Below are 24,817 nucleotides of genomic sequence, written 5' to 3' on the forward strand. Positions count from 1 at the left end.
AATCATGAATGTATTAATTATTGGCGCTCATGGGAAAATAGGTAAACTGGTGGCGCAGAAAATGAAAGAATCAGATAATTTTTCTCCCACTGCCTTTATCAGAAAGGAAGAACAAAAACCATTCTTTGATGAACTGGGAATTTCGGTAAAAGTTGGAAGCCTTGAGAACAGTATTGACGAAATAGCTGAAGCAATGACCGGTACGGATGCCGTTGTGTTTACTGCTGGTTCAGGTGGAAAAACAGGCTATGATAAAACACTGGAGGTCGATCTGGATGGCGCTGTAAAAAGTATGCTTGCTGCTGAGCAGTCCGGAGTTAAACGCTACGTGATGGTCAGTGCTTACCTTGCCGATGATCGTTCAAAATGGGAACAATCCGGCATTAAGCCCTATTATATTGCCAAACATTTTGCCGATAAGGAATTGCAACAATCATTGCTGGATTATACCATTATTCGGCCCGTAAGGCTTACTGATGAAGATGGTATTGGAAAAGTGACAGTAACCCTCGGTTCGGCGAATCTTCAGAAAACGGTACCGCGGGAAGATGTGGCTACCACCATTCTGGAAGCATTAAAGCATCAGGAAACCATAGGTAAGGTAATGGTCCTGAGTACGGGTGATATTCCTGTTAACGAAGCAATTTTATCTGTTGAATAGCAGCGGTAAAGGTTTCATGTGAGACCTGTTATGCCTTTATAATTCAGCGATTAGTGCCGAAACTCTTATTGTTGTAAGAACGATGGCAGATGATTCCGTAATCGGGGTAAGAGGCTCTGTAATTTTGGTAATTTTTAGTTGTCTTTTCTCCTCACCTTTGTAGCATGAAATTATGGATAAGTCATAAAAACATTATAAACGAAAACAATGAGATCATTAAGGACCTTCTTTTTAACGGTGGTTTTTTGTTTAACAGCAACCGGAATTTCAGCTCAGCAAACGATGATTAAACTAACTGTCAATAATACATCCGAGCTTACGGCAACTTTAGTGGATAATTCTTCAACAGCTGCTTTAATTGAGTTGTTAAAGAATAAGCCGTTGACCATAGAAATGCATGATTATGGCAGCATGGAAAAAGTAGGTTCAATTGGAACAAGCTTACCAAGAAATGATGAACAGATTACAACAGAACCGGGAGATATTATTCTATACCAGGGAAGTGCACTGGTCATTTATTATGCACCAAATTCATGGAACTTTACCCGGCTTGGAAAAATTAACAACATAACTCAGCAGGAATTAAAAGCTGTGTTGGGTGAAGGAGATGTGACAGTTAAACTGGAACTTGCTGATACAGCAACCAGTATTAAACATAAGGATGAAAACGAGGACCTTTTTCAGGTTTATCTGGATCAGGAAGAGAATTGCCTGAACGTGTCAGGGCGTTTTGACCGAATATCGTTGCTCGATGTTAATGGTAAAAGCATCATGACATCGCATGATAATACAGTAAATATAAATCATGTTCCTTCAGGAATTTACTTTGTGAAAATTGAAACGGGACAAAATGGAACTGTCGTAAAAAAGATACAGAAACGTTCATAGTCCGGATCTGATGTTAATCTGAAAAATAATAAAACGATGATGAGATATTTAAATATAATTTTAAAAACAACTGTTCTGACCTTTGTGGTGATCCTTGCATCCTGTACCAACAGTCAGAATAAGGATGCCAAAACAGAAGTTGAACATGTTTTTGAAAAGGGGCAGCTGGCACCTGCAAAGTTTTTTACAGGTAATGCTTACGTTAAAGGATTGGTGGATAATGATTCTGTGTTTACCACTGCTGGTGGCGAGGTTTATTTTGAACCCGGAGCCAGAAGTAACTGGCATATGCATCCAGCCGGTCAGATTTTGATTGTAACAGCCGGAATTGGCTATCATCAGATTAAAGGGCAACCCGTTGAAGTGATTCATAAAGGGGATGTAGTGAAATGTCCCCCAAATGTCGATCACTGGCATGGAGCATCAAAAGATGCCAGCATGAGTCATATCTATCTTGTTCCAAATACAGAGAAGGGTATCGTGGAATGGAAGGACGCAGTGACAGATGAAGAATATGCACAAATTGATTAAAAAGCGAAATGAGTCAGAATGTTTTTGAGCGTCTGCAGTCAGGTGAGATAGTTGCTTTCAGCGATCCTCAGTATAACCAGATTGGCGAATCAGGCTTGCGGACATCCGAATTATTAATTCAGTATAATGCTACGTTTGAACCGGATAAAATGCGCCGGATCTGGGGTGAAATGTCGGGTGAACCTTTGGATCCTACAACGTATATTCAGAAACCGGTTTTCGTTAATCATGCCGGGTTTGTGCGTGTGGGTAAAAACATTTACATCAATCACGCGTGTACCATGCTCGCACTTGGTAAAATTATCATAGAAGATGATGTGTTGATCGGGCCAAAGGTGAATCTGATCTCTGAGGGACATCCCGTTGATCCGGCTAAAAGAAAGGCACTGGAAGTGAAGCCTGTCATCATTAAACGCAATGCATGGATCGGTGCTGCTGCCACTATTTTGCCCGGTGTCACAGTAGGAGAAAATTCAATTGTTGCGGCAGGGGCTGTTGTCAATAAGGATGTGCCTGATAATGTGATTGTTGGAGGAATACCGGCAAAAGTTATTAAATATATTTCGGAGGAAAACGTATAAAAAAGATATTATGTCACGGATATTTATAACGGGATCATCAGACGGACTTGGATTACTTACAGCTCAAAAGCTTATTAAAGAAGGCCATCGCGTTGTGCTTCATGCACGAAACGACAAAAGAGCAGAGGATGCCAGAGAACTGGTCCCCGATGCGGAGGCCGTACTAACCGGTGACTTGTCAGATATAGGTGAGACCAAAGAGCTGGCACAAAATGTGAACGCGTTGGGCAGCTTTGATGCCATTATTCACAATGCAGGAATATTACATGTTGCATCAAACGCTAAAAGCAGGGATGGCATTCCGCTTTTATTTGCAGTCAATAGTCTTGCCCCATATATCCTTACTGCACTAATTAATCGTCCTGAGCGCCTGATATATCTCAGCTCCGGCTTGCATCGTAGTGGTACCGTTACTGAGGATCGTTTGGAGTTGATAGTGGACGGAACCAATTTCCCAGGCTATTCGGATACCAAACTCCATGATTTAATGCTGGCACTGGCGCTGGCACGGAAATATCCGGATATGATTGTTAATGCGGTCGATCCGGGTTGGGTGCCAACCAAAATGGGTGGAAACGGGGCGACTGACGATCTCGATAAGGGTTATGAGACACAGGCCTGGCTGGCTGTTTCTCAGGATCCGGATGCCTTAAAAAGTGGCAGATTACTGTATCATAAAAAAGAGGAAAGATTTAAACCCGAAGCTGCAGATGAAGTTTTACAGGAAAAGCTGCTGTCAGTATGTGAAAAGATATCAGGAATAGGACTTGGAATTACAGAATTATAAACAATACATAAAAATAAAATTATGATACTAAAAGAAAATTACACTCTGTCTAACGGAGTTGAGATTCCCAAACTGGGTTTGGGTACATGGTTTATTAGTGATGATGATGTGGTAAAAGCAGTAAAAGATGCTGTTGGAATGGGATACAGGCATATCGATACCGCTCAGGCGTATCAGAATGAGAGAGGCGTAGGAGAAGGAATCAGAACCTGTGGACTGAAACGTGAAGAGATTTTTGTAACCACCAAGCTGGCTGCTGAAGTTAAGTCGTATGACGACGCTGTAGCTTCCATTGACGGGTCGCTTAAAACACTGGGGCTGGATTACATTGATATGATGATTATTCACAGTCCCAAACCATGGATGGAGTTTCATGAAGATGATCATTATGAGGAAGGAAACAGAGAAGCATGGAAAGCATTGGAAGAAGCTTATAAAGCCGGAAAAATTCGCGCCATTGGTGTGTCAAACTTTCAAAAGCCTGATATTGAAAATATTCTTCAGTCGTGTACAGTAAAACCAATGGTGAACCAGATTCTGACACACATCAGTAATACACCCTTCGAATTGATAGACTTTTGTAAGGAGAACGATATTCTTGTGGAAGCTTACTCACCGGTTGCCCATGGAGAATTAATGAAGAACAGTGAAGTGAAAAACATGGCGGAAAAATATGGTGTCTCCATACCACAGTTATCCATTCGCTATTGTCTGGAGCTTGATCTGCTGCCATTACCCAAAACAGCGAATCCGGATCACATGAAAAACAATGCGGATGTAGATTTCGCGATTTCGGCAGAGGATATGGAAGTTCTGAAAAATATGGAACAGATTAAGGACTATGGCGATGCCAGTATGTTTCCGGTTTATGGGGGGAAGATGAAATAATATGGTTTTTACCGTTCCGGATACATTCCGGAGCGGTAAACATATATTGTTAAATACGTGTCAGATTTAAGTCTTTCTCTTTGTCTGCGTTTTTGGAATGCTCAGATAAAATAATCAAAAAGAACGGGTTAAATAAGGTTAAGATAAATTCTGATTTTATTCGGGATTTGTTACCTGATAGAGGTTTTAGCGGTTATGAAGCTATTGCATTAAATCCTCGTAATGAATTAAATAAATAAGTTATGGAAATTATAAAAAACAGCACCTTACCTTCAGTAAAGGGACCTGAAGACTGGTTTACAGGAAATGTAAGAATTGATCCCTTATATGCAAAAAAAGAGTCAACACATGGTGCAGGTGCACTTGTAACATTCGAAGCCGGTGCAAGAACAGCCTGGCATACACACCCTGCAGGACAGACACTCATTGTAATTTCCGGTTTAGGCTGGGTACAACGCGAAGGTGGCCCGATAGAAGAAATACAGCCCGGAGATGTAGTATGGTTTGAACCGGATGAAAAACACTGGCATGGTGCATCAAAAAACAAAGCGATGAGCCATATTGCAATCCAGGAAGAGGTTAACGGGGAAGCTGTTACATGGATGGAAAAAGTTTCAGATCAGCAATACTCAAAATAGTACTATGCCACACTTTCATATAAGCTTACTGGAAGGTAAAACTGAGGAGCAGAAACAAAAACTGGCTAAGGAAGTCGTTAAGGCTGCTCAGAAGGTCATTGGGTATGGTGATGAGTCATACTCGGTGTCCATTGAAGATTTCACTTTTGATGAATGGAGAAAAGACATTTATCCGAATGAGATTATAGGGAAAAAGGAGATGCTCTATAAAGAGCCGGGTTATGAAATGTAAAAAATACTGAAGATGACAACAGGATTATCAAAAGAAGAGATAGCTCAGATAGCTGAAAAGGATGATTTTCATATCGCACCGTTCCGGGACGATGGGAAAACCTACGGCACACCAACCTGGATATGGTCGGTTTCGGTAGATGATAAGCTTTATGTCAGGGCATACAATGGAACCAGTTCCAAATGGTATGGTTCAGCCATGAAACAAAAAGCCGGAAAAATTGAGGCGGCAGGTTTGGTAAAAGACATACATTTTGAAGCTGTTTCAGGAGAAGATATCAATAAACAGATTGATGATGCTTACCGCCGGAAATACAGTAAGAGTCCTTACCTGAATTCAATGATCAGCGAAAGGGCTAAAGCCGCTACGGTCAGGGTATACTGACCGGAATATCATTTTTTGAATTGATCCGATGACATTGTCTGCCATTGGACCTGGTTAAAAGCTGTAAATTTCATCTTTGTTGATGGGAATTACAGCTTTTGGTGTATTATGTTACAAAACGTAAAAACTGTATGAAACAGATGAACGGAAGCTTTGGCAGAACTGGCCTGAGTCTATTTTAATACCACTTCGACACCTTTCAGCTTCATTCGTTTCAGACCAAATGTCATAATAATAAGCGATAAAAAAGCAGTAACAGAAATCATTCCTGCCACAGGTATGCTGTTGGTCGCATTAAGTAATCCAATGCTTGTGGATGTTAAGCCTGCCACCCCTATTCTTATCATTCCCACCAATGCCGAAGCACTCCCTAAATTTTTACGGATGGGTGCCAGAGCCAGTGCAATGCCATTTGGGGAAGTAAAACCGATACACAGGAGGATAAGAAAAAGAAATGCAATATTCATATTCCGGTCCAGCCAGTGGTTGGATACACTTATAAAATAAACAATACCAATTACGAACTGACTGATCAGGGCAAAACGGAAAATACTCTGGCTTTTAAAGAATTTCAGCATCAGGATGTTCAACTGGCTTCCGCCAATGAACCCAACCGATAGTCCAGCAAATATATATCCGAAATTTTTTGGTGTGATCTGGTAATGTTCCATAAAAATTATTGGGGATCCTGCGACATAAATAAAGAGTGAAGCAAAAGAAAATGCACCACCAACAGCATAGGTTAAAAACTGGGGTGTGGTAATGATATTCAGATAATTTCTGCCAATTGTCCTTAACCTTAAGGTCGCATTTTCATCCGGTACATATCCGGTTGGCAGTGCAAACCGAACAAGAATTAATAATGCAGTGGCCATCAGAATGAGAAACACAAAAATCCAGTGCCAGTTAAAATACTGCATGATATGACTTCCCAGATAAGGTGCCAGTAATGGTGAAGCACCAATGACCAGAACAAGCAGTGAGAATATTTTTGAGCTTTCCTCTGGTGGGAAAAAGTCGCGGACCATCGCAAGAGCTGAAACCGAAGCCACCGAAGCTCCTAAGGCCTGTAAAAATCTGAATATTACAAACGAGGTGGCATCCCAGGATATGATACAGGCCAAACTGGCCAGTATACTGATGATTATGCCAAAATACAACGGTGTCTTTCTTCCAAATCTGTCCAGAAGAGGGCCATATATGATCTGCCCCAAAGCAAAACCGATAAAGAAGGTGGAAAGTGAAAAGGTCATTTGCGCGGAAGTTGTTCCGAAATAATCTGCGATATCAGGTACAGCCGGTAAATATGAATCGATGGAAAATGGCACATAAGCAGTTAGTATACCCAGAATGAGAATGGTTTTAAATCTGTTTTCTACGTTTGGTTTGTTTTGAGTTTCCGGTATAGTATTCATGCTAGACATAACAATATGCCCGATCAAAAGTTTTGAAAAACGAACAATTATACTTATATTTTAAACGCACAGTTCCGTTGTATTTTAAACGTTTAGATTCAACAGGATTTTCAATCGTTTAACAGTTCTGTTAAATTTGAATCCTGTGCTTTGCAGACTTTGTAAATGCATGGTCTCTGTAATATGAAATAATTAGATATATTTGAAGGTGGAATAATATCAGAAAATTTATTTTCTGATGTGTACCGGATCTTGATTGATTTGCTAAATTAAATTATTTAATTTTTAAGATTTATAGGCGTTGCCATAAGAGGTTGGTATTTAATCCGACTGGCAGTGGTAATCTGCGTACATTGTTATTCTCCGCCCTTCAAAATAATAATGATAAATAATAAATGTATTGGCCTGATATGTTTTAAGGCAAATCCGGTTTTATGAAATTTTGAAAAAGTAAGATATGAAAGAAAGGTTACTCAGCATTCTATTTGCTATTCAGTTTACTGTTGGTTTAAGTACTTTATATGCTCAACGCATTAATATGAACATAAACGATTCTTGGCGATTCGGGTCTGGAACCGAATCGGAAGTTGTAAAAACTGATTTTAACGATTCCGGCTGGAATATCGTGAATCTTCCCTATACATGGAATGGTCTGGATGGACAGGATGGTGGTAATGATCTTTTCAGAGGCGTAAGATGGTATCGAAAAACACTCTTTGCTGAATCAGCCTGGGAAGGCAAAAAAGTATTTTTGAGATTCGGATCAGCCAATATGAAAACCGATGTGTATATTAACGGAACCGCAGTTGGGGCGCATACCGGCGGATATGCTGCATTTATTTTTGATATTTCTGAATACCTGAATTTTGATGCTGAAAATGTAATTGCGGTAAAGGTAGATAACTCTGCCTCAATTGATGCACCACCGCTTTCGGGCGACTTTTCTTTTTTCGGTGGTATAACACGCGATGTTGAGTTAATCATTACAGATAAAGTGTTTATATCCCCATTGGATTATGCCTCACCGGGGGTTTATATTACGCCTCATAACATTACAGAAAATAAGGCTGACGTCAATATTCAGGTTTTGGTGGGAAATCACAATACCGGGAGCAAAAATGTTGAAGTGACTGCCTATATAAGGAATATGGCCGGAGAAATGACGGACAGTGTTAAAACCAGTGTTTCTGTTGATCCGGAGGCAATCGTAAAAGCTACAATGGATATTGATGTAGAGAATCCTGTACTATGGGATGCAATGCTTAATCCGTATCTGTACAGTGTTGAAGTTAGTCTGAAATCTGATAATTCTATTAACGATGCCGTAATACAGCCATTGGGTTTTCGGACATTTTCTGTGGATGCCGATACAGGGTTTGTGTTAAATGGTAAAAAATATAACCTGCATGGCGTTTGTCTGCACGAGGATCGTCCGGATGTAGGTAGGGCTATCAGTAATGAGAACCGAAGGGAGGATCTTGAAATACTGCAGGATCTGGGATGTACTTATCTAAGGCTGGTGCATTATCAGCATGGGGAATATACTTATGATTACTGCGATAGTGCCGGCATGATTTTAAGTACAGAGGTTCCACTGGTAAACCGGATTAATTCAACAACTGCATTTACCCAAAACTCCAGATCGCAGCTAAATGAACTGATAAAACAAAATTATAATCACCCTTCCGTATTTTTCTGGGGCATGTTTAATGAAATCAACTTTCATACAGGACCTGATCCGGCAGCGCTCATCAGCGAATTAAATACTCTGGCTCATCAGCTTGATTCTACCCGTCTGACGACAGGTGCAGCGCAAAATGATGAAGCAGAAACACACTGGGTGCTTGATGTATGCGGCTGGAATAAATACATGGGGTGGTACGACGGATCATTTGAAGATTTTGGCCCCTGGGCAGACTGGCTGCGTTCCGCCCATCCTGGTACAAAAATAGGACTCAGTGAGTATGGTGCCGGTGCCAGCATATATCATCACCAGGAAAGTTCTGTGCGGCCTAATCCGGGTGGCCAGTTTCACCCTGAAGAATATCAGTGTGATTATCATGAAGCCTATTATCAGGCTATGCTTGAAAGACCTTTTATATGGTCGAGTGCAGTGTGGGTAGCATTTGATTTTGCTTCGGATTACAGGAATGAAGGGGATGCAGCAGGTATAAATGATAAAGGCCTCGTCACCAGGGACCGGAAAGTTAAAAAGGATGCGTTTTTCTATTATAAGGCAAACTGGTCAGATGATCCTTTTGTATACATCACAAGCCGGCGCTTTACCGAACGAACCAATGGCAATACAAAAGTTAAGGTCTATTCCAACTGTGATTCCGTTGAATTAAAAGTCAATAATGAACTGTTCGAATCCCTCAAAAGTGAAAATCATATTTTTACCTGGCAAGATATAAATCTGATTAAAGGTGAGAATAAGATTCTGGTAAATGGTTATTCCGGAGGCAATACATTTGTCGATTCCTGTGTATGGAATTATAATAAGACGGCAAATGATACCTTGCTGCCGGGGGATTTAAAGATTAATTTCCAACCTGCCGGGAGTGCTACACCAGAAGGCTATCTGCCGGATGTCGGTTCAGCCTATGGTGACAGGGATAATGGTTTTACTTACGGATGGATTCCTTCGAATACAGAAAACACAAGGGAAAGAAGTTTTATATCTGATCCGGTCTTCAATACCTTTAATCATATCATTAAAAACGATGTGGCTTATACCTGGGAAATTGCCGTGGATAATGGGGTATACCAGGTAAGCATTGGCTGTGGTGATCCGGATTATACCGACAGTTATCACAAAATTCTTGTGGAGGGACAGCTTGTTCTTGAAGGTTTTAATACAGCAACAGCAATGAAGGTAGCTACGGATACGGTTACGGTTACCGATGGCAAACTGACCGTAAGACCTGCATTCGGAGCTTCCAATGCCAAAATAAACTTTATTTATTTAACTCAGCTGGAGGGCATAATATATACGAAACTTGAAATTCAGAATGGAAGTTTTGAACTGCCAGAAGAGGATCTGAAATACAGGGCCGACGGAAACAGTGATGGTGGACTTTTTAATGGAAATGTGCCGGGTTGGTGGGCTGATGGTGATGCTACAGATTGTGGACGTCAGAATACTTCCAAGCCTGCCTATGACGGAAAATATACAGGATATGCTTTTAATAATGACTACGGCTCAATTTGGGCTGTTGCCGGTACTGTTCAGAAAGATAAACGGAATCTGGATTTATCGTTCTGGGCCTGGGAAAGCTTTCCTAAAGGACAATCAGGGGTAAGTGTTGTTGCTAAATTTGCTGTATATGATGGTCCTGATCCTTCCGCTTTTACACTGCTTGAAACCTTAACGCAACCCTTTGATGCGGTTGCACACGACGAAAATGGCTGGGGCAATTTTATCTTTTCGTACACACTGCCGGAGTCTGCGGAAGGCAAAAATCTTTTAATCGGATTTGATATCGTTACAGAAGGAACCGCTGATACCTGGTTTAGTTTTGATAATTTCAGTCTGATCGTTTCAGAGGTAACCGGAATTGGACAGCTTACCGGTTCCGGAATGGTAAAAATATTCCCAAATCCGGCTAACGGTATCATGACAATACAGATGAACAGTAATGACTATAACGGGACGTACACATTTTATACTGTCAGTGGTAAGGAAGTACTGTCTGGAAGACTTTGGCAGAGAAGTCAGGCTGTTAATGTCAGCGCCCTGGAGAAAGGCGTTTATCTGATTAAAATTGAGAATTCTTCCGGTTCGCAGATTATAAGGTCTGTTTTAGAGTAAAACGGCAGGTTTAACATTAAAAGTTGTTCAGAATTATACTGCATGCCACACTGGTGTTAGAAGACAAATGCAGAGCATGAAGATTTTGATCAATTCTGACCATTGGCTGATGGAATTAGCATCGTACAACATAATTATGCATCAATAAATTTCTGTATATTGCAGAAAAATTTACATAGGTTAAACCTCTTAGGTAGTGCCATTTGAGTTGTGCTATGAGTTGATTAAATTCAAATCTGTTATGATACCAATACGTAAAAGTCTCTTATTGAAACAGGTAATTCCATTACCGGAGCTGTTTCAGGTTCGGGTTGAGAAATACCGGCATTTTATTATTCTTATTTTATTTCTGGGTGTTTTTGTCAGTACAATAAATGCGCAGGAAACCGGGAAAATGATGTTGTCCGGCAACAGTACAGAGGATAATGTGACCTGGGATTTCTTTTGTACTTCAGGAAGAAACAGTGGAGAATGGACAAAGATCAGGGTTCCGTCCTGTTGGGAGCTGGAAGGATTCGGAGAATATAACTATGGCTACGAACGACATAAATCTTCAGAAAAAGGATTGTACAAAACCACATTCTCTATTCCGGATGCCTGGAGGAATAAACGCGTTTTTATTGTTTTTGACGGTTCAATGACCGATACAAAGGTTTCAATCAACGGCAAGCAGGCGGGCGATATTCATCAGGGAGCATTTTATCGGTTCAAAAGAGAAATAACCGATTTACTGAAGCCGGATTCAGAGAACAAACTGGAGGTTGAGGTGAGCAAGCAATCCGCGAATTCAAGCGTAAACAGTGCGGAACGTGATGCCGATTTCTGGGTGTTTGGTGGTATTTTCAGACCGGTATACCTGGAAGCTGTTCCGGAAACTTTTATTGAGTACACCGGAATTGATGCCAGACATGACGGTACGATCAACATGAATGTCTTCCTGGATAAAGAAGTATCCGGCGCAGATTTTACTGTTGATATTATAGAAGCGGTATCCGGAAATAAAGTCGGATCATTCCATTCGGAATCAAAAGGTAAGCATAAAAAACTGACAGCTTCTTCAGTAATAAAGGATATTAAATCGTGGTCAGCAGAAACGCCAAACCTGTATGATGCTGTTATCAAAGTGAGCAGGAAGGGAAAACAGCTTCACACTGTAACAGAACGGTTTGGATTCAGAACGATAGAAGTCCGTGAAAGGGACGGGGTTTATATTAACAATAAGCGCATCATGTTTAAAGGCGTAAATCGCCATTGCTTCTGGCCTTCAACCGGACGTACAGTCAGCAGAGCGCACAGTCTGGAGGATATTAAGCTGTTAAAGGAGATGAATATGAATGCGGTTCGTATGTCGCACTATCCCCCGGATAAGGGTTTTCTGGAAATGTGTGATTCCGCTGGGATTTATGTTATTGATGAGCTTTGTTCCTGGCAACGTCCGCCTTATGATACTGAAGTGGGTACCATACTGGTAAATGAAATGCTGAAAAGAGATCTGAATGATCCTTCCGTCATATTCTGGGCAAATGGGAATGAGGGTGGATTTAATTTTGATCTTGATCCGCTTTTCAAGGATCTGGATTTACAGAAACGTCCCGTGATACATCCGTTTGGATTGCATGAGGACATTAATACAGTGCATTACATATCCTTTAATTCAGGGATTAAAAACATGTTTAACGGACGGGATATTTTTATGCCCACAGAATTGTTACATGGATTATACGATGGCGGTCATGGTGCCGGCCTCGATGATTACTGGAATCTGATGCTTTCCAATCCCTTATCGGCAGGATTGTTTTTATGGGATTTTTCTGACGAAGGTGTTGTGCGAACCGATAAAGACGGCATACTTGATACCGATAACGCTTCAGGTGCCGATGGTATTCTGGGGCCTTACAGGGAAAAGGAAGGCAGCTTTTACACCATTAAGGAAATCTGGTCGCCGGTTTACATTGAAAAGAAATACATAACACCCGCCTGGGATGGGACACTGAATATTGAAAACAGGTATGATTTTACCAATACAAAGCAGTGTGGTTTTTCGTATGCCCTGAAAAAGTTCAGTTCTTTGAATAGCTCTGTCAATGAAGTGGAAGGTGAAATTGAGGCTCCGGATATCGAACCCTGGAACAAGGGGAAACTGAATATTTCGTTACCTGATGACTGGAAAGATTATGATGTGCTTTATGTCACGGCAAATGCCCCCGATGGCAGTGAACTGTTCACCTGGAGTTTTGAATTAAGCTCCCCTGCATTTTTTGCACACAGAATGATGAAGAAGCAACCTTCAGAACAAAAGGATGTGCTCATTAGCGAAGATGATTCATTATATACTTTGTCAGCATCCGGCGTATCTGTTAAAATAAGTAAGACTTCCGGTTTGCTTCAACAGGTTGACAATGCTGATGGGATGATTCCACTTTCTAATGGTCCTGTTTTCATCACGGATCAAAAGTTAAGATGCAAGAGCGTAAAGCTGAGAACTGAAGATGGAGTTTCCTCAATAGATGTTGTTTACAGTTATCCAAACAGATGGGATGCCTATCGTTTTTCGTGGACTATGCAGAAAAACGGAATCCTGCAGCTGGATTACAGTTACCGGCCTGCAGATAAGATTAAGATGAGCGGGATAACCTTCAGTTTCCCCGACCAGGAAATAACCGGAGCAAAGTTGTTTGCCAATGGACCGTACAGGGTTTATAACAACCGGTTAAAGGGTGGTTCGCTTAATGTATGGGATAAAACTTACAACGATGCCATAACGGGAGAGGTATGGGAATATCCTGAGTTTAAAGGTTACTACTCCCTGTTTTACGGCATGAAACTGGAATGCCCGACACCGTTTGAAGTATACTGTGCCTCAGAAGATGTTTTTCTGCATCTGTTTACACCGACTATTCAACAGCATTATGATCCGAAACGGAATTTTACATTTCCGCCGTATCCTTCAGGCGATATCTCATTTTTGGATGCTATACCTGCTGTAGGGACTAAATTTCAGACCGCTGAAAATTTCGGTCCGCAATCTCAGTTGCACCGGTTTAAAGGATTCAGTGCGACGCCCGACATGCAAAACAGGTTGTATTTCAAATTTAATTAAACAGCCAGTTCCGATATAGCCGGAAATAATTGTAGATCACTTTCTGTATTTAATTATTGAATTCGGGATGAATCGTTTTAATGCGCAACTGCTTAACCAGTATAAAGATCCAGACCGCAACAATGGCACTGATAATTCTTGGTATTGTGACCCAGAATAAGGGGGCTCCGATGACAACAAATATCAGGGTTTCCTGGATTAAGGAGTGGCTGATGCCAATGGAAATATGCAGTTTATTCAAATCATAGACCGACAGCTTTTCCTTATCCTGTGAGAGGATTATTCCGGATCCGTAAACCAAACCAAACAGGTTTGCTGCAAGCCAGACAACAGTTGTCTCAGATGAGATGCCAAACAAAGCCATTAGTGGTTTAAATAGTCCTGATATTGTTCTGATGATGCCGTAATGATCCAGAATGCGGTTTAGTACAGTCAATACATTAATGATGACCAGAATTTTCAGAATAAGTATTGAATTGGTACTCAACCATAACAGCAAAGTTCCTGTGAGGCTTAAAGTGGCTTCCGGGGAAAAATTGCGGTGCAGAATTTCACCGCTCTCCGGGATAATAAGATTCAGGATATAACCAAGAAAAATACTCATTACCAGCCGGATAATTGTAATAAGCAGAGCATTTGCACCTGCTTTTTTCTGGATCATGGACTCAATGGGCATATTATGCGCAATCAGCAGAATGGCGGCAAGAATGGTAATCTCCTTTAAGGTGAGTGGCATGGTTATCATAATGGCAATAGCTGAATAACAGTTTACCAGAACGCCGGTAAAATATACGATCACTGTTTCACCAGATAAACCCAGATGTTTGAAGAGTGGAGTAAAAGGAACAGCCAGTTTATCGATGATGCCGTAAAACTGCAGGACGGTTATGGCAAAAGATATTGGGATCATAAACAAAAGGATACTGCCCGATATTTTTAATCCGGTTTTAAAGCCTTCCCATATGATGTGCTTTAGATTTGCCAAATGATGCCTGTTTATTCCGTGCGGCTAAAATAGAAAATATACTGCGAATCATTTCATGAATATTGTATAAATAAGCGATGGACTTTTTAACGGTTCATTATTACAGATTCTGCAAAAACTAGCATGAAATTGTAAATTCAAGACTTCAGTTTTATTTCTCATCCGGTAGTGGTTATATTTGTATGTTGTTAAAATACATCCCTTTAATTGAGAGGAATAAGAACAGGATAAAACAAATAAAAATGAGACTTAAGTTATTTATAAGCAGTGCGCTGTTTGCTGCATATTCAGTATTGAGTTTTGCACAGACAAACCTTGTTGCGGACTGGGACGGAAACGGTGATACAGATCAGTCTACATCATATCCCGACCAGTATGGCTGGGCTGTGATTCCGGGTGAGTTTAACTATGCCAATTCGAATGGAGGTGTTCGTTATATGGATGTAAGCTCCGTTCATACTTTAGATGGTTCAAATTACATCGGGCGTCTGATGATGATTCGCTGGGATGGTGCAGGAGCCACAACTTCAGGCTCAGTGTTTAGCTATCCTGTAAACCTGGAACAGGGCAAACGCTACAATTTTTCCTGGATTTACGAATGGTGGAATAACGGAGCTTCTCCAACGCTGACTGTTGGAATCAGTAAGGATAAGCAGGCGACGGTTAATGAAACGACGAAAGATTTTACCTGTAGTCCGACCCGGAATGTATTATTAAACGGTGAAATGGATTTTAGCGTCTCGGAAACAGGAACATACTATATTACAATAACAGGAGGATCCGGTACGCTTTGTGCTTTGGGAGAGCTTTCTGTAAAGGAAATTCCACCCGCGTTGAACTGCAGTGTGTCATCTTTAAGTTTTAACAACTTTGTCAGCGAAGCTGAAATCAGTGTATACCCAAACGGATCAGCCGACATAATTAGTATTGATGCTCCGGCTGACGTGACCGTAAATCCGGCAGAACTTCCTGCTGAAGGTGGTACACTTACAGTGAGTTCAGGTAACAGTTCTGATTTTTCCGGGGATATCCTTATCTCTCAGGGTGATGAACAGATTACTGTACCTGTTACCGGAACCTATTCAGCCAGTGATGATCCGGTTGATGTTAACGTGGTTGCTGAAGAAGGTGCCTGGTGCTGGTTTGCAGATCCGCGGGCACTGCATTATGAGAATGAAAGCGGAACCATTAACAATACCTATATCGGTTATATTGATGTGCACGGAGCCATTAAGGCCACCCAGGTTGATCATCTAAAAAATGAGAGCAATGAAGTTTTGGTACGTTCTTATTTTCAGCCGGATGATCATGATAATCCAACGTTTCTGGTACTCCCGGATGAACGCATCATGATTTTCTATACCCGCCATACGGATGAAGCCTGTTTCTACTACCGTATTTCACAAAAACCCGGAGATATAACAACGCTGGGAAGAGAAGTCCGGTTGGAAACCTCGGCCAATACAACATACCCTTCACCGTTTATTATGTCAGATGATCCGGATCATATTTACATCTGCTGGAGAGGCATTAACTGGCATCCGACAATTGGGCGTATCACTATTCCTGATGAAAATGATGATGCTTCATTCGATTGGGGACCAAAACAGATTGTACAGTCTACAGCAGCCCGGCCATACGCTAAATATGCGTCAAACGGTAAGGATAAGATCTATATGACCTATACCACCGGCCATCCGGATAATGAGGCAGTCAATTATGTGTATTTCAATTATATTGATATAAATGATATGACCTTGCACGATATAAGCGGGTCGCAGTTGTCATCCATTGAAAACGGAGTGCACAATATTGCTGCTACTACCACATATTACAATGCGCATCCCAATGCTGTTGTGGATAATTCGCCTTACCGTAACTGGGTTTGGGAAGTATCCATGGACGACAATGATTATCCTGTCATTGCCATGGTTCGTATCAGTAACGATAAGTCTTCTCACGATTATTATTATGCCAGATGGACCGGCAGTGCATGGCAACGCACATTCCTGGAGAACGGAGGTGGTCATTTTCATCAGTCAGCCGGGCTGGAAGAGTGTTACAGTGGCGGCATGGCACTGGACGATGCAGATCCTGATGTTGTTTATTGTTCTGTACCGGTTGACGGAAATAACGGTAAGGTGTATGAGCTTAAAAAATATACGGTAGGGCAGGATGGAACCTTGTCTGCAGTAGCGCAGGTGACAGGTGCTTCAGCGAAAAATAATGTCCGGCCATATGTTATTCCCGGTTCGGGAGATAAACTGGTGTGGATGAACGGTGATTATTATGACTGGATTGTAAGTTCGGCCAGACCTGAAGGATTTGCTACCGGCATTCGCGCCAGTTTCGATATTCCACACCAAGCGGTTGAACTGGAGAAAGATCTTATCAAACATGAGACGTTTGATACATCTGATGGGTTCACGGGTGATGCTTCTGTTCGAAATGGTTTGTTGTTCGTTAATGAAGGTCAGGATGCAACGTTTGCTATGAATCAACAGGACTCGTTCACTATTGTATTGTCTCCATATGTGGACCACAGTAGCTATTACGGTGAACTGCTGACAACGGGAAATCTGACTTGTGGTTTAGCCGTTAACGGGAATACATACCCTTACATAAAAATAGCAGCTGATACCTATACCAGCAGCAATGTGCTTGGAAGCTCGGATGTCTGGCAGACCCAGAGCAGAGGTACAGGCGGAAACTGGCCCACACCGACGAAATTTGATTTCTTCAGTCTGGCTTTTACGTACGGAGACGGAGTACTGAAAACCTACATCAATGGTCTACTTGATCAGTACATTGAAGTAGATGGTTTAATGCTTTCTGACATAACCATTGGTGGTTTTACCGGAGCTGTTGATGATTTACGAACATACAGCCGTGTATTGTCTCAGGATGAAATCAAGAACATTTCAGCAGCCAACAAGGTAAATACAGAGAATAAGGGCAGCCTGGTGGAATTTGGAATGCTTACAATTCCGGAAGATGTGTACACGGACATCGTTCTTCCTGACCTGGGAAATTCTGTTACCTGGTCCTCTTCCAATACTGGTTTGATCACGAATAACGGACTTGTAAATCTTCCTGAACAGGAAACAACTGTTGTACTTACCGCGACACCCGATGAAAGTGGACTTGAGCCACGGACATTTAATGTCACGGTTCATCCCAGGAGCATTACCCATAATAAAATGCTGTACTATGGTTTTGAGGCTTCTGATGTCTATACTTCTGCCGGAATAAGATATGTGACGGATAAAACCGGAAACGGGAATGATGCGGCCATATACGGCAGTGCCGCTGTAAATGGAGTTTTGGATTTATCAGCCAATACCAATACAGGGTTTTCTACAAATGGTTATGCTGTTGCACCTGCTGGTTTACTGGATAATTTAAGAAGTTACACTTTCGTGATGAAAGTTAATCCTGTCAGGCTTGAAAATCAACCCAGGATTTATGATTTCGGAACCGCGGCATCAAACAGTGTGTTTGCTCGTCTGAATACCTTTGTGGCAGGTCTGAAATACAATGGCGGAACTACGGTCATGATAAATTCTTCAGAAGCACTTTCTTCAGGTATGGAATCAGGACTGGCGTTTACTTATGATGCCAAATCGGGTACAACTAAAATTTACGTTGATGGGGAAGAGAAAGGCAGTTCGACAAGTATTCAATACGAACCGTATCAGCTGGTATTGTCAGGTTCGGATAACAGGAATTACATCGGTAGAACACAATGGTGGGATTCAGGTGTAGCCAATGATAATGCAGATTACTGTGGAACCGTAGATGATTTTTACCTGTTTGATATTGCCTTAACCTCATCAGAAATCAAATCACTGGAACAGGCTACTTCACTTTATACGCCAAAAAATAATCTTATTTCTGTCTATCCCAATCCGGTTCTTAAAGGGCAGAATATGGTTATACATTCTTCGTCTGTAGCTAAAGAAAAAAATGGAATTGCAGTAAAGATGCTAAACATGGAAGGACAGATCCTCCTGTCTATGCATGCCGATAATTTTCCCCTGGAATTAAAAAATGAATTTGACGGTGGTGTTTATTTCGTAAGGGTAACTACAGATTCCGGCAATGTAATGCAGGGTAAATTTATTGTGCGGTAATGCTTTCCCGAATGGATACAAAAAACATTGTTACGTTTCCTCATTTATCATAAAACAGCTATCTTAACCACGGATATTGATCAACTAATTATGGTATTCATGAAAATAAAATCTTATCTTCTTGTTATAGTATTGGCAATCAGTTCTTTCGTATATGCAAATGAACCGGATTCTGCCTATGTGTTTTCTTACACAAACGCCGATGCAGACGGACGGAGTGGTTTGCATTTTGCGTGGAGTATTGACCAGGAAAACTGGCATGCTATAGGTCCCGATTTCAGTTTTGTAAAAAGTGACTTTGGTAGCTGGGGTTCGCAAAAGCGTATGTTTGATCCCTATGTCTTCCTTGATCCGGATGGGAAGTGGCATGCCGTATGGACGCTTAACCACAGGGTTACCCAGTTTGCACATGCTGCATCCGATGATCTGTCTTTCTGGTGGAGACAGTCGTATCCATATGTGATGGAATCAGGGAACTGCCTGCTTCCGGAAGTATCCTACGATAAGGCCAACGAAAGGTTTGTTGTGACCTGGATGAGTGACAGAGGCGATGAACAAGGAATATACATGGTTACCACACCGGATTTTGTCAATTACAGTGATACTCAAAAAGCATCAGAAAAAGATCGGATCAATAACAGGAGGGAGTTTAAGGTTAATGAAAAGCCTGAGACCGGAACAGTATATAAAGTGGCATGGTCAACCATAGATGGCTTAACAACTGATATGGAAGCTCAAAAATACCGGGATGAACTGAATAATGAACGTGCTGAGGATGATCCGGAAAGATTCAGGTATTTAAAAGCAGTGGATGCTGAGATTAAAGTAAAAGCCGACGACAACAAGCAGATTTCAGACATGCTGATCGGTATCTTTTTTGAAGATATCAACTATGCTGCTGACGGCGGTTTATATGCAGAGTTTGTACAAAACAGGGATTTTGAATACAATTCAGGCATCAGACGGGAATGGAATCATAAATCATACTGGTCGCTTGAAAATGAGGCTGATGTGGAGTTTTCCATTGATACCGTAAATCCGATTCATGCGCATAACAAATATTATGCTGTGCTTGATGTGAAGAAAACAGGAGCCGGACTTGTAAATCCCGGATATGACGGGATGGGTATAACAGCCGGTGAAAAATATGACTTCTCCGTTTTTGCTAAAAGTCTGGATGGCTCAAAAAACAGTTTGCTGATTCAACTGCTTAACCAGAATGATGAAGTGATTGGAGAAGCCAAAACAAAAGCATTATCTGCCAAATGGAAAAAACTGAGCACGGTAATTAAGGCAAAGGAAAACTGCGTTAAAGCTAAAATTGTAGTTAAACCAGCCAAAGTTGGTAAGGTCGGTTTGGACATGATTTCACTGTTCCCTGAGAATACCTTTAAAGGAAGACAAAACGGTTTGCGTCAGGATCTGGCTCAGACGATTGCTGATATGCATCCCCGGTTTGTCCGTTTCCCGGGTGGTTGTGTGGCTCACGGAAATGGCATAGACAATATTTATAATTGGAAAAATACAATTGGACCCCTGGAATCGCGTATACAGCAAAGAAATACCTGGGGCTATAACCAGTCGGGTGGTTTGGGTTATTTTGAATATTTTCAGTTTTGTGAGGACCTGGGTGCTGAACCGGTTCCTGTACTTGCAGCAGGTGTGCCATGTCAGAACTCCAGTATCGGTGGCGACGGACAACAAGGCGGAATACCAATGTGCGATATGGATGATTATGTACAGGATGTGCTTGATCTGATAGAGTGGGCCAACGGAGATAAGAATAGTGAGTGGGGCAGAAAAAGGGCTGAAGCCGGACATCCGGAACCTTTCAATTTAAGATATATCGGTATAGGGAATGAGGATCTGATTACAGACATTTTTGAGGAACGCTTTACCATGATCTATAAAGCAGTGAAAGAGAAGTATCCTGAAATGAAAGTGATCGGGACTGCCGGACCATTCTATTACGGTACGGATTATGAAGAAGGCTGGAAAATTGGGAAGAAACTTGGTGTGGATCTGTTGGATGAGCACTATTATGTGCCACCGGGATGGTTCATTTACAACCAGGATTATTACGATAAATACGACCGCTCCGGTCCGAAGGTGTATCTGGGCGAATATGCATCACATCTGCCTCGCAGACCTTTGAATATTGAAACAGCTCTGTCTGAAGCCTTATATCTGACAGCCATAGAACGGAACGGGGATGTTGTACACATGACGTCTTATGCACCGCTTCTGGCAAGGGAACACCGGACGCAATGGAATCCGGATCTGATATACTTTAACAGTTCTGAAGTTAAGCCTACAACCGATTACTATGTACAGAAAATGTACGGACAGCATTCAGGGACAACCTATTTTGCATCGGATGTTAAACTGTCTGATCAGAATGTGAAGGTACAAAACAGGGTAGGCGTGTCTGTTGTGAAAGATGAGAAAAATAATGAGCTGATCGTTAAACTGGTCAACATGCTGCCGGTTGAGGTGAATTCCAGCCTGGACTTATCGGATTTTGATCTGGAAGCAGCAAATGCTAAACTGTCGGTTCTTGAGGGTGATCCGAAAGATCGTGATGCCAAACCTGCCGATAGTTCCATTGAAGTGGATAAGCGGTTTAGCTATAAAATGGATCCATATTCGTTCTCTGTGATCCGGATAAGTTTGAAATAAAGGGTTAAAACTCATAGATAATATACTATGAATAACTCCGCCCTGATGGGCGGAGTTATTTAAATGATGACAGTTCTATGTAAGGATATAATTTGATTATTACTGTTTATAACTGGTGAAAAATCCCCCGTCATGATGTTCCATTCATGACACCCCCTTTTTCAAAGGGGGACTTTGAAATCCGCAATTCATTAGGTGAGTGTCCTCCTTGCCCGAAAGGAAGTGGATCCCTACCAAAGGGTCGGCATTGCTTTTGCATAGCTTCAGCGAAGCAAAGGAGACGGAGGATTTAACGCTATTAAGAGCTAATTTTTATGTCTAACTCACATTAAATATTTCTTACCGGACTTTAGTCCATATCGTGTACTGCTTCCCAGTCAGGGAATACCTTTTCCAGCGTGATCTTTTTAGCCTTTGATTTTTTGAGTTCACCTGACCATGCTACACGTTGTGACCGATCGGCACCGGGACCATTGTTGTTATATTCCAGATACCGGGTTGTTTTTTCCCGTTCAGGATCACCCCAGTTATGCCAGCCTTCAGGACGGATATGGTTGCCCATATAGCTGTTCATGAACAACACGGCAGCATATTTGCGCCAGGGACGACCGAGATAGACCTTGTCAATCCCTTCTGCTGCGGTCAGCATACATTTATTAAAGATATAACCATAAGGTCTGAATTCCGGTGTTGAGGCAGCGGTGATATAGGAATTCTTTTTGCTGTGAATATGGCAATTTTCAAACCATACTGTAGCAGGACCAAAAATAAAGTCTGTTGTCCCTTCAATGTAGCAGTCTTTGAAAAATTCAGTACCATATTCATTGCCCGTAAACAAAGTGTCCTGATTACCCAATAGGTTACAGTTAATAACCATCAGGTTTTTACCTTCCACATGAAGTGCCACAGCCTGTCCAAGCATTGGTGCATTATTCTCTATCGTCAGGTTTTTCAGGGTGATCCGGTCTCCGTCAATCCGTAAGGTGGAGGTTTTAAAGGTTCCCATGTTGTTCATATTGGCATGATCTGCCCAGGTAATGATGGTGTTGTCCCTGCTTTCACCGATCAGTGTTATATCGCATTTATCACTTGAAATCAGAATTTTTTCCTTGTAAATGCCATTTTTAATGAAAATTGTTTTGGGTTCCGGGGTATATGATCTGACGGACTGAATCGCTTCCCGTATAGATGTAAAATCGCCGCTGCCATCTTTGGCGACCGTGATATCATATGTTTGGGCGTGAGTTGCAACTGATGAGAATAACAACACAATAAATAAGATCTTACCTAAGTTTTTCATATGTTTAAATTTTATCACTATTCATTAATTCCTTTTTGAAATGATTTTAATATTGAAAATGCGTATTCAATTTCCCAATTTTTAATTCTTGCCCACTCTTTTGCAATATCTGACTCAATCTCAATATTCAGATTATTCTCCAAAATGGTTTTAATCCGTTCCATCAATGTTTTAGATTTATCAAGGTATTTTTTTGATTTTCTCCCAAGCACTTCCGCTGCAATTATAAGTTGATCAAATCCATCTTCTGGGAAAGTATCATTATGATGCTCTACTATTTCATCAAAGTTATCGTCAAAATAGTATTCAATAATTTTTAAAATGTCGGCAAGGTCATTTCCTCTTTCTTCGGGTCTGTCACTCCATGCCACAAGTTTCAGAATAATCATTCCGGGAAGAGGTGGTATGTTGGCTATTTTTTCTTCGATTTGAACCTGTTCCGGATCTTCCAGAATTTCTTTAAAGCCAAGAACATGCAGGTCTGAATACCGGTCATTAAATTTTAAAGTATCTCGTTCTTCTACTTCACCAAAAGGTAAAATATCAATGGCCACATTATATTTATCAGAATAAAACGTCCATGGTGCTTTTACTTTATTAAAATCCTTTTTCCGGAGTGAAGCACTAATATCTTCGTATTCGTCAAATGATGAAATCATAATGGCAAAATCAATATCTTTTGTTCCTCTTCCTGGCTTTATTCCATCTTTAAGTAGTTCTAATGCAAGGGCATTTACTCCGATTAAGTAGTAAGGAACAGCATGTTTTATCATAATTTCATCAATAATATCGAATACTTCTTTAAAGTATGGAATCGCAAGTTCCTTATAACTTTGGCTTAATGTACTCATTATATATTAATTGAGCTGTTTCAATATTACGTTTCCCACCTGTAATTATTAATTCTGCATATATCAGTAACGGGGGAGCTACGGTTTCATTATCTTTTTTATGCCAAAATATATCAAGCGCTTCGAGATCTCCTTCTCCCTTATTTTTAGGTATGAATTTGTACTTCTTTATTAATTCAGGATTGCTCTCTTTTGTATATAAAAGAAGCTTTTCAGGTCTTAAATAATTGGTAAGTAAATCAGCCGCAGGCTCACCTCCCCAAATTGTTTTAGCCGTATTCAAATCAATTTTCTGCCAGTCTTCTTTTATTGCAAATGTTCCTTTAGTCAACCTGGGACGTAATTCTGTTGCATATCCGTTTATCCATCTGTTGATTAAGTCATCTTTCTTTTCCCATACATAGATCCCTTTTTTTAGAGTTAGCAAATAGCCTGTTTCTTTTAACCCATTTATTACCTGAGGGATATTTCCTAAACCGACTCCTGCTATTTCAGCAATTTCGCGTTGTGTTTTATTTATTAATTCGGGATTAATTAAAAGATGAAATACAATTTTTAAGCCGGTTTTTGTAAATGCTCTGTTTGCCTTTTCTTTGCGTAAAGTAACTTTTTTATTTGTGTCAACTAGACAAAAATAATCCTTGTTTTGAAGAAAAAAATTTCCATTAGCCTCTAAGTATGGGATCTTCAATTTTCGTAATTGTTCTTTTACGTTTGGATATATCTGTTCTGCAATAATTATTAGGTTGTGGAACTGTTTTTTTAACTCATTGATTTGTGCGAGTTGATATTGACGAAGTTCTTTTTTTACTTCTATATTATAGAAATATTCTTTTTTATTAATAATGAGTTTTAAAAGACCATCAAGGCCGTTCTCTGCAATCCATTCAGCTTTTATGTAAGTCTGTTGATTTACATTCTCAATGGCAATATTTATTAATTCATCTTTCATT

Annotated in this window: 18 protein-coding genes; 13 read left to right on the forward strand and 5 right to left on the reverse strand. The window is 40.8% G+C overall.

Annotated features, from left to right (window positions below):
• Window positions 1-4 precede the first annotated feature (4 nt).
• The 9 genes from ACE1EF_RS11140 (at window position 5) to ACE1EF_RS11180 (ending at window position 5,590) form a co-directional block, all read left to right on the forward strand.
• Window positions 5-661 (forward strand): SDR family oxidoreductase, encoded by a 657-nt coding sequence (locus ACE1EF_RS11140; RefSeq protein WP_375720743.1) that lies wholly within the window; start codon window positions 5-7, stop codon window positions 659-661.
• A gap of 207 nt (window positions 662-868) precedes the next feature.
• A complete protein-coding gene (locus ACE1EF_RS11145; protein ID WP_375720744.1) occupies window positions 869-1,549 on the forward strand; it encodes a cyclophilin-like fold protein in 681 nt (226 codons plus the stop codon).
• Window positions 1,550-1,585: 36 nt separating this feature from the next.
• The gene (locus tag ACE1EF_RS11150; RefSeq protein WP_375720745.1) at window positions 1,586-2,080 is read left to right on the forward strand and encodes a cupin domain-containing protein; all 495 of its coding nucleotides are present in this window, start codon (window positions 1,586-1,588) and stop codon (window positions 2,078-2,080) included.
• Window positions 2,081-2,088: 8 nt separating this feature from the next.
• Window positions 2,089-2,661: a DapH/DapD/GlmU-related protein gene (locus ACE1EF_RS11155; RefSeq protein WP_375720746.1), complete on the forward strand. Its 573-nt coding sequence runs from the start codon at window positions 2,089-2,091 to the stop codon at window positions 2,659-2,661.
• 10 nt (window positions 2,662-2,671) lie between these two features.
• Window positions 2,672-3,448 carry an SDR family NAD(P)-dependent oxidoreductase gene (locus ACE1EF_RS11160; RefSeq protein ID WP_375720747.1) on the forward strand — a complete coding sequence of 259 codons (777 nt, stop codon included), beginning with the start codon at window positions 2,672-2,674 and terminating at the stop codon, window positions 3,446-3,448.
• A gap of 21 nt (window positions 3,449-3,469) precedes the next feature.
• Window positions 3,470-4,336, forward strand: a complete 867-nt coding sequence (locus ACE1EF_RS11165) for an aldo/keto reductase (protein WP_375720748.1) — start codon at window positions 3,470-3,472, stop codon at window positions 4,334-4,336.
• A gap of 242 nt (window positions 4,337-4,578) precedes the next feature.
• Window positions 4,579-4,974, forward strand: coding sequence for a (R)-mandelonitrile lyase (locus ACE1EF_RS11170; protein ID WP_375720749.1), 396 nt, complete (start codon window positions 4,579-4,581; stop codon window positions 4,972-4,974).
• Between the two features lie 4 nt (window positions 4,975-4,978).
• Window positions 4,979-5,206, forward strand: coding sequence for a tautomerase family protein (locus tag ACE1EF_RS11175; protein ID WP_375720750.1), 228 nt, complete (start codon window positions 4,979-4,981; stop codon window positions 5,204-5,206).
• A gap of 12 nt (window positions 5,207-5,218) precedes the next feature.
• Window positions 5,219-5,590 carry a DUF2255 family protein gene (locus ACE1EF_RS11180; RefSeq protein ID WP_375720751.1) on the forward strand — a complete coding sequence of 124 codons (372 nt, stop codon included), beginning with the start codon at window positions 5,219-5,221 and terminating at the stop codon, window positions 5,588-5,590.
• Window positions 5,591-5,763: 173 nt separating this feature from the next.
• Here the strand turns inward: ACE1EF_RS11180 and ACE1EF_RS11185 are convergent, their stop codons facing one another.
• Window positions 5,764-7,005 (reverse strand): multidrug effflux MFS transporter, encoded by a 1,242-nt coding sequence (locus ACE1EF_RS11185; RefSeq protein WP_375720752.1) that lies wholly within the window; start codon window positions 7,003-7,005, stop codon window positions 5,764-5,766.
• A gap of 457 nt (window positions 7,006-7,462) precedes the next feature.
• Between ACE1EF_RS11185 and ACE1EF_RS11190 the strand changes: the two genes are divergently transcribed.
• The gene (locus ACE1EF_RS11190) at window positions 7,463-10,816 is read left to right on the forward strand and encodes a glycoside hydrolase family 2 TIM barrel-domain containing protein (protein ID WP_375720753.1); all 3,354 of its coding nucleotides are present in this window, start codon (window positions 7,463-7,465) and stop codon (window positions 10,814-10,816) included.
• Window positions 10,817-11,057: 241 nt separating this feature from the next.
• Window positions 11,058-13,916, forward strand: a complete 2,859-nt coding sequence (locus tag ACE1EF_RS11195) for a glycoside hydrolase family 2 protein (RefSeq protein ID WP_375720754.1) — start codon at window positions 11,058-11,060, stop codon at window positions 13,914-13,916.
• 49 nt (window positions 13,917-13,965) lie between these two features.
• Here ACE1EF_RS11195 and ACE1EF_RS11200 read toward each other — a convergent pair whose 3' ends face one another.
• Window positions 13,966-14,901 carry a hypothetical protein gene (locus ACE1EF_RS11200; RefSeq protein WP_375720755.1) on the reverse strand — a complete coding sequence of 312 codons (936 nt, stop codon included), beginning with the start codon at window positions 14,899-14,901 and terminating at the stop codon, window positions 13,966-13,968.
• Between the two features lie 242 nt (window positions 14,902-15,143).
• On the opposite strand from ACE1EF_RS11200, the gene ACE1EF_RS11205 reads away from it, so the two are divergent.
• Both ACE1EF_RS11205 and ACE1EF_RS11210 read left to right on the forward strand, forming a co-directional pair.
• Window positions 15,144-19,034 carry a BNR-4 repeat-containing protein gene (locus ACE1EF_RS11205; protein WP_375720756.1) on the forward strand — a complete coding sequence of 1,297 codons (3,891 nt, stop codon included), beginning with the start codon at window positions 15,144-15,146 and terminating at the stop codon, window positions 19,032-19,034.
• Between the two features lie 99 nt (window positions 19,035-19,133).
• Entirely contained in the window at window positions 19,134-21,713 is a 2,580-nt protein-coding gene (locus tag ACE1EF_RS11210; RefSeq protein ID WP_375720757.1) for an alpha-L-arabinofuranosidase C-terminal domain-containing protein, read from the forward strand.
• A 349-nt stretch (window positions 21,714-22,062) separates the two neighbouring features.
• On the opposite strand, the gene ACE1EF_RS11215 is transcribed toward ACE1EF_RS11210, so the two are convergent.
• The 3 genes from ACE1EF_RS11215 to ACE1EF_RS11225 are packed head-to-tail and all read right to left on the reverse strand — an operon-like array spanning window position 22,063 to window position 24,816.
• A complete protein-coding gene (locus ACE1EF_RS11215) occupies window positions 22,063-23,013 on the reverse strand; it encodes a pectinesterase family protein (RefSeq protein WP_375720758.1) in 951 nt (316 codons plus the stop codon).
• Window positions 23,014-23,030: 17 nt separating this feature from the next.
• The gene (locus ACE1EF_RS11220) at window positions 23,031-23,864 is read right to left on the reverse strand and encodes a hypothetical protein (protein ID WP_375720759.1); all 834 of its coding nucleotides are present in this window, start codon (window positions 23,862-23,864) and stop codon (window positions 23,031-23,033) included.
• Window positions 23,839-24,816: a type IV toxin-antitoxin system AbiEi family antitoxin gene (locus ACE1EF_RS11225; protein ID WP_375720760.1), complete on the reverse strand. Its 978-nt coding sequence runs from the start codon at window positions 24,814-24,816 to the stop codon at window positions 23,839-23,841. Before ACE1EF_RS11225 ends, ACE1EF_RS11220 begins: the two co-directional genes overlap by 26 nt.
• Window position 24,817: the final 1 nt, after the last annotated feature.

Source organism: Quyinboa sediminis (genome assembly GCF_042219855.1).
Taxonomy (GTDB): domain Bacteria; phylum Bacteroidota; class Bacteroidia; order Bacteroidales; family UBA5342; genus JBHJHP01.

Bases quoted from the DNA above. Each gene is read 5' to 3' on its own strand.
- ACE1EF_RS11140 (WP_375720743.1), top strand. From the start codon at position 5: ATGAATGTATTAATTATTGGCGCTCATGGGAAAATAGGTAAACTGGTG.
- ACE1EF_RS11145 (WP_375720744.1), top strand. From the start codon at position 869: ATGAGATCATTAAGGACCTTCTTTTTAACGGTGGTTTTTTGTTTAACA.
- ACE1EF_RS11150 (WP_375720745.1), top strand. From the start codon at position 1,586: ATGATGAGATATTTAAATATAATTTTAAAAACAACTGTTCTGACCTTT.
- ACE1EF_RS11155 (WP_375720746.1), top strand. From the start codon at position 2,089: ATGAGTCAGAATGTTTTTGAGCGTCTGCAGTCAGGTGAGATAGTTGCT.
- ACE1EF_RS11160 (WP_375720747.1), top strand. From the start codon at position 2,672: ATGTCACGGATATTTATAACGGGATCATCAGACGGACTTGGATTACTT.
- ACE1EF_RS11165 (WP_375720748.1), top strand. From the start codon at position 3,470: ATGATACTAAAAGAAAATTACACTCTGTCTAACGGAGTTGAGATTCCC.
- ACE1EF_RS11170 (WP_375720749.1), top strand. From the start codon at position 4,579: ATGGAAATTATAAAAAACAGCACCTTACCTTCAGTAAAGGGACCTGAA.
- ACE1EF_RS11175 (WP_375720750.1), top strand. From the start codon at position 4,979: ATGCCACACTTTCATATAAGCTTACTGGAAGGTAAAACTGAGGAGCAG.
- ACE1EF_RS11180 (WP_375720751.1), top strand. From the start codon at position 5,219: ATGACAACAGGATTATCAAAAGAAGAGATAGCTCAGATAGCTGAAAAG.
- ACE1EF_RS11185 (WP_375720752.1), bottom strand. From the start codon at position 7,005: ATGAATACTATACCGGAAACTCAAAACAAACCAAACGTAGAAAACAGA.
- ACE1EF_RS11190 (WP_375720753.1), top strand. From the start codon at position 7,463: ATGAAAGAAAGGTTACTCAGCATTCTATTTGCTATTCAGTTTACTGTT.
- ACE1EF_RS11195 (WP_375720754.1), top strand. From the start codon at position 11,058: ATGATACCAATACGTAAAAGTCTCTTATTGAAACAGGTAATTCCATTA.
- ACE1EF_RS11205 (WP_375720756.1), top strand. From the start codon at position 15,144: ATGAGACTTAAGTTATTTATAAGCAGTGCGCTGTTTGCTGCATATTCA.
- ACE1EF_RS11210 (WP_375720757.1), top strand. From the start codon at position 19,134: ATGAAAATAAAATCTTATCTTCTTGTTATAGTATTGGCAATCAGTTCT.
- ACE1EF_RS11215 (WP_375720758.1), bottom strand. From the start codon at position 23,013: ATGAAAAACTTAGGTAAGATCTTATTTATTGTGTTGTTATTCTCATCA.
- ACE1EF_RS11220 (WP_375720759.1), bottom strand. From the start codon at position 23,864: ATGAGTACATTAAGCCAAAGTTATAAGGAACTTGCGATTCCATACTTT.
- ACE1EF_RS11225 (WP_375720760.1), bottom strand. From the start codon at position 24,816: ATGAAAGATGAATTAATAAATATTGCCATTGAGAATGTAAATCAACAG.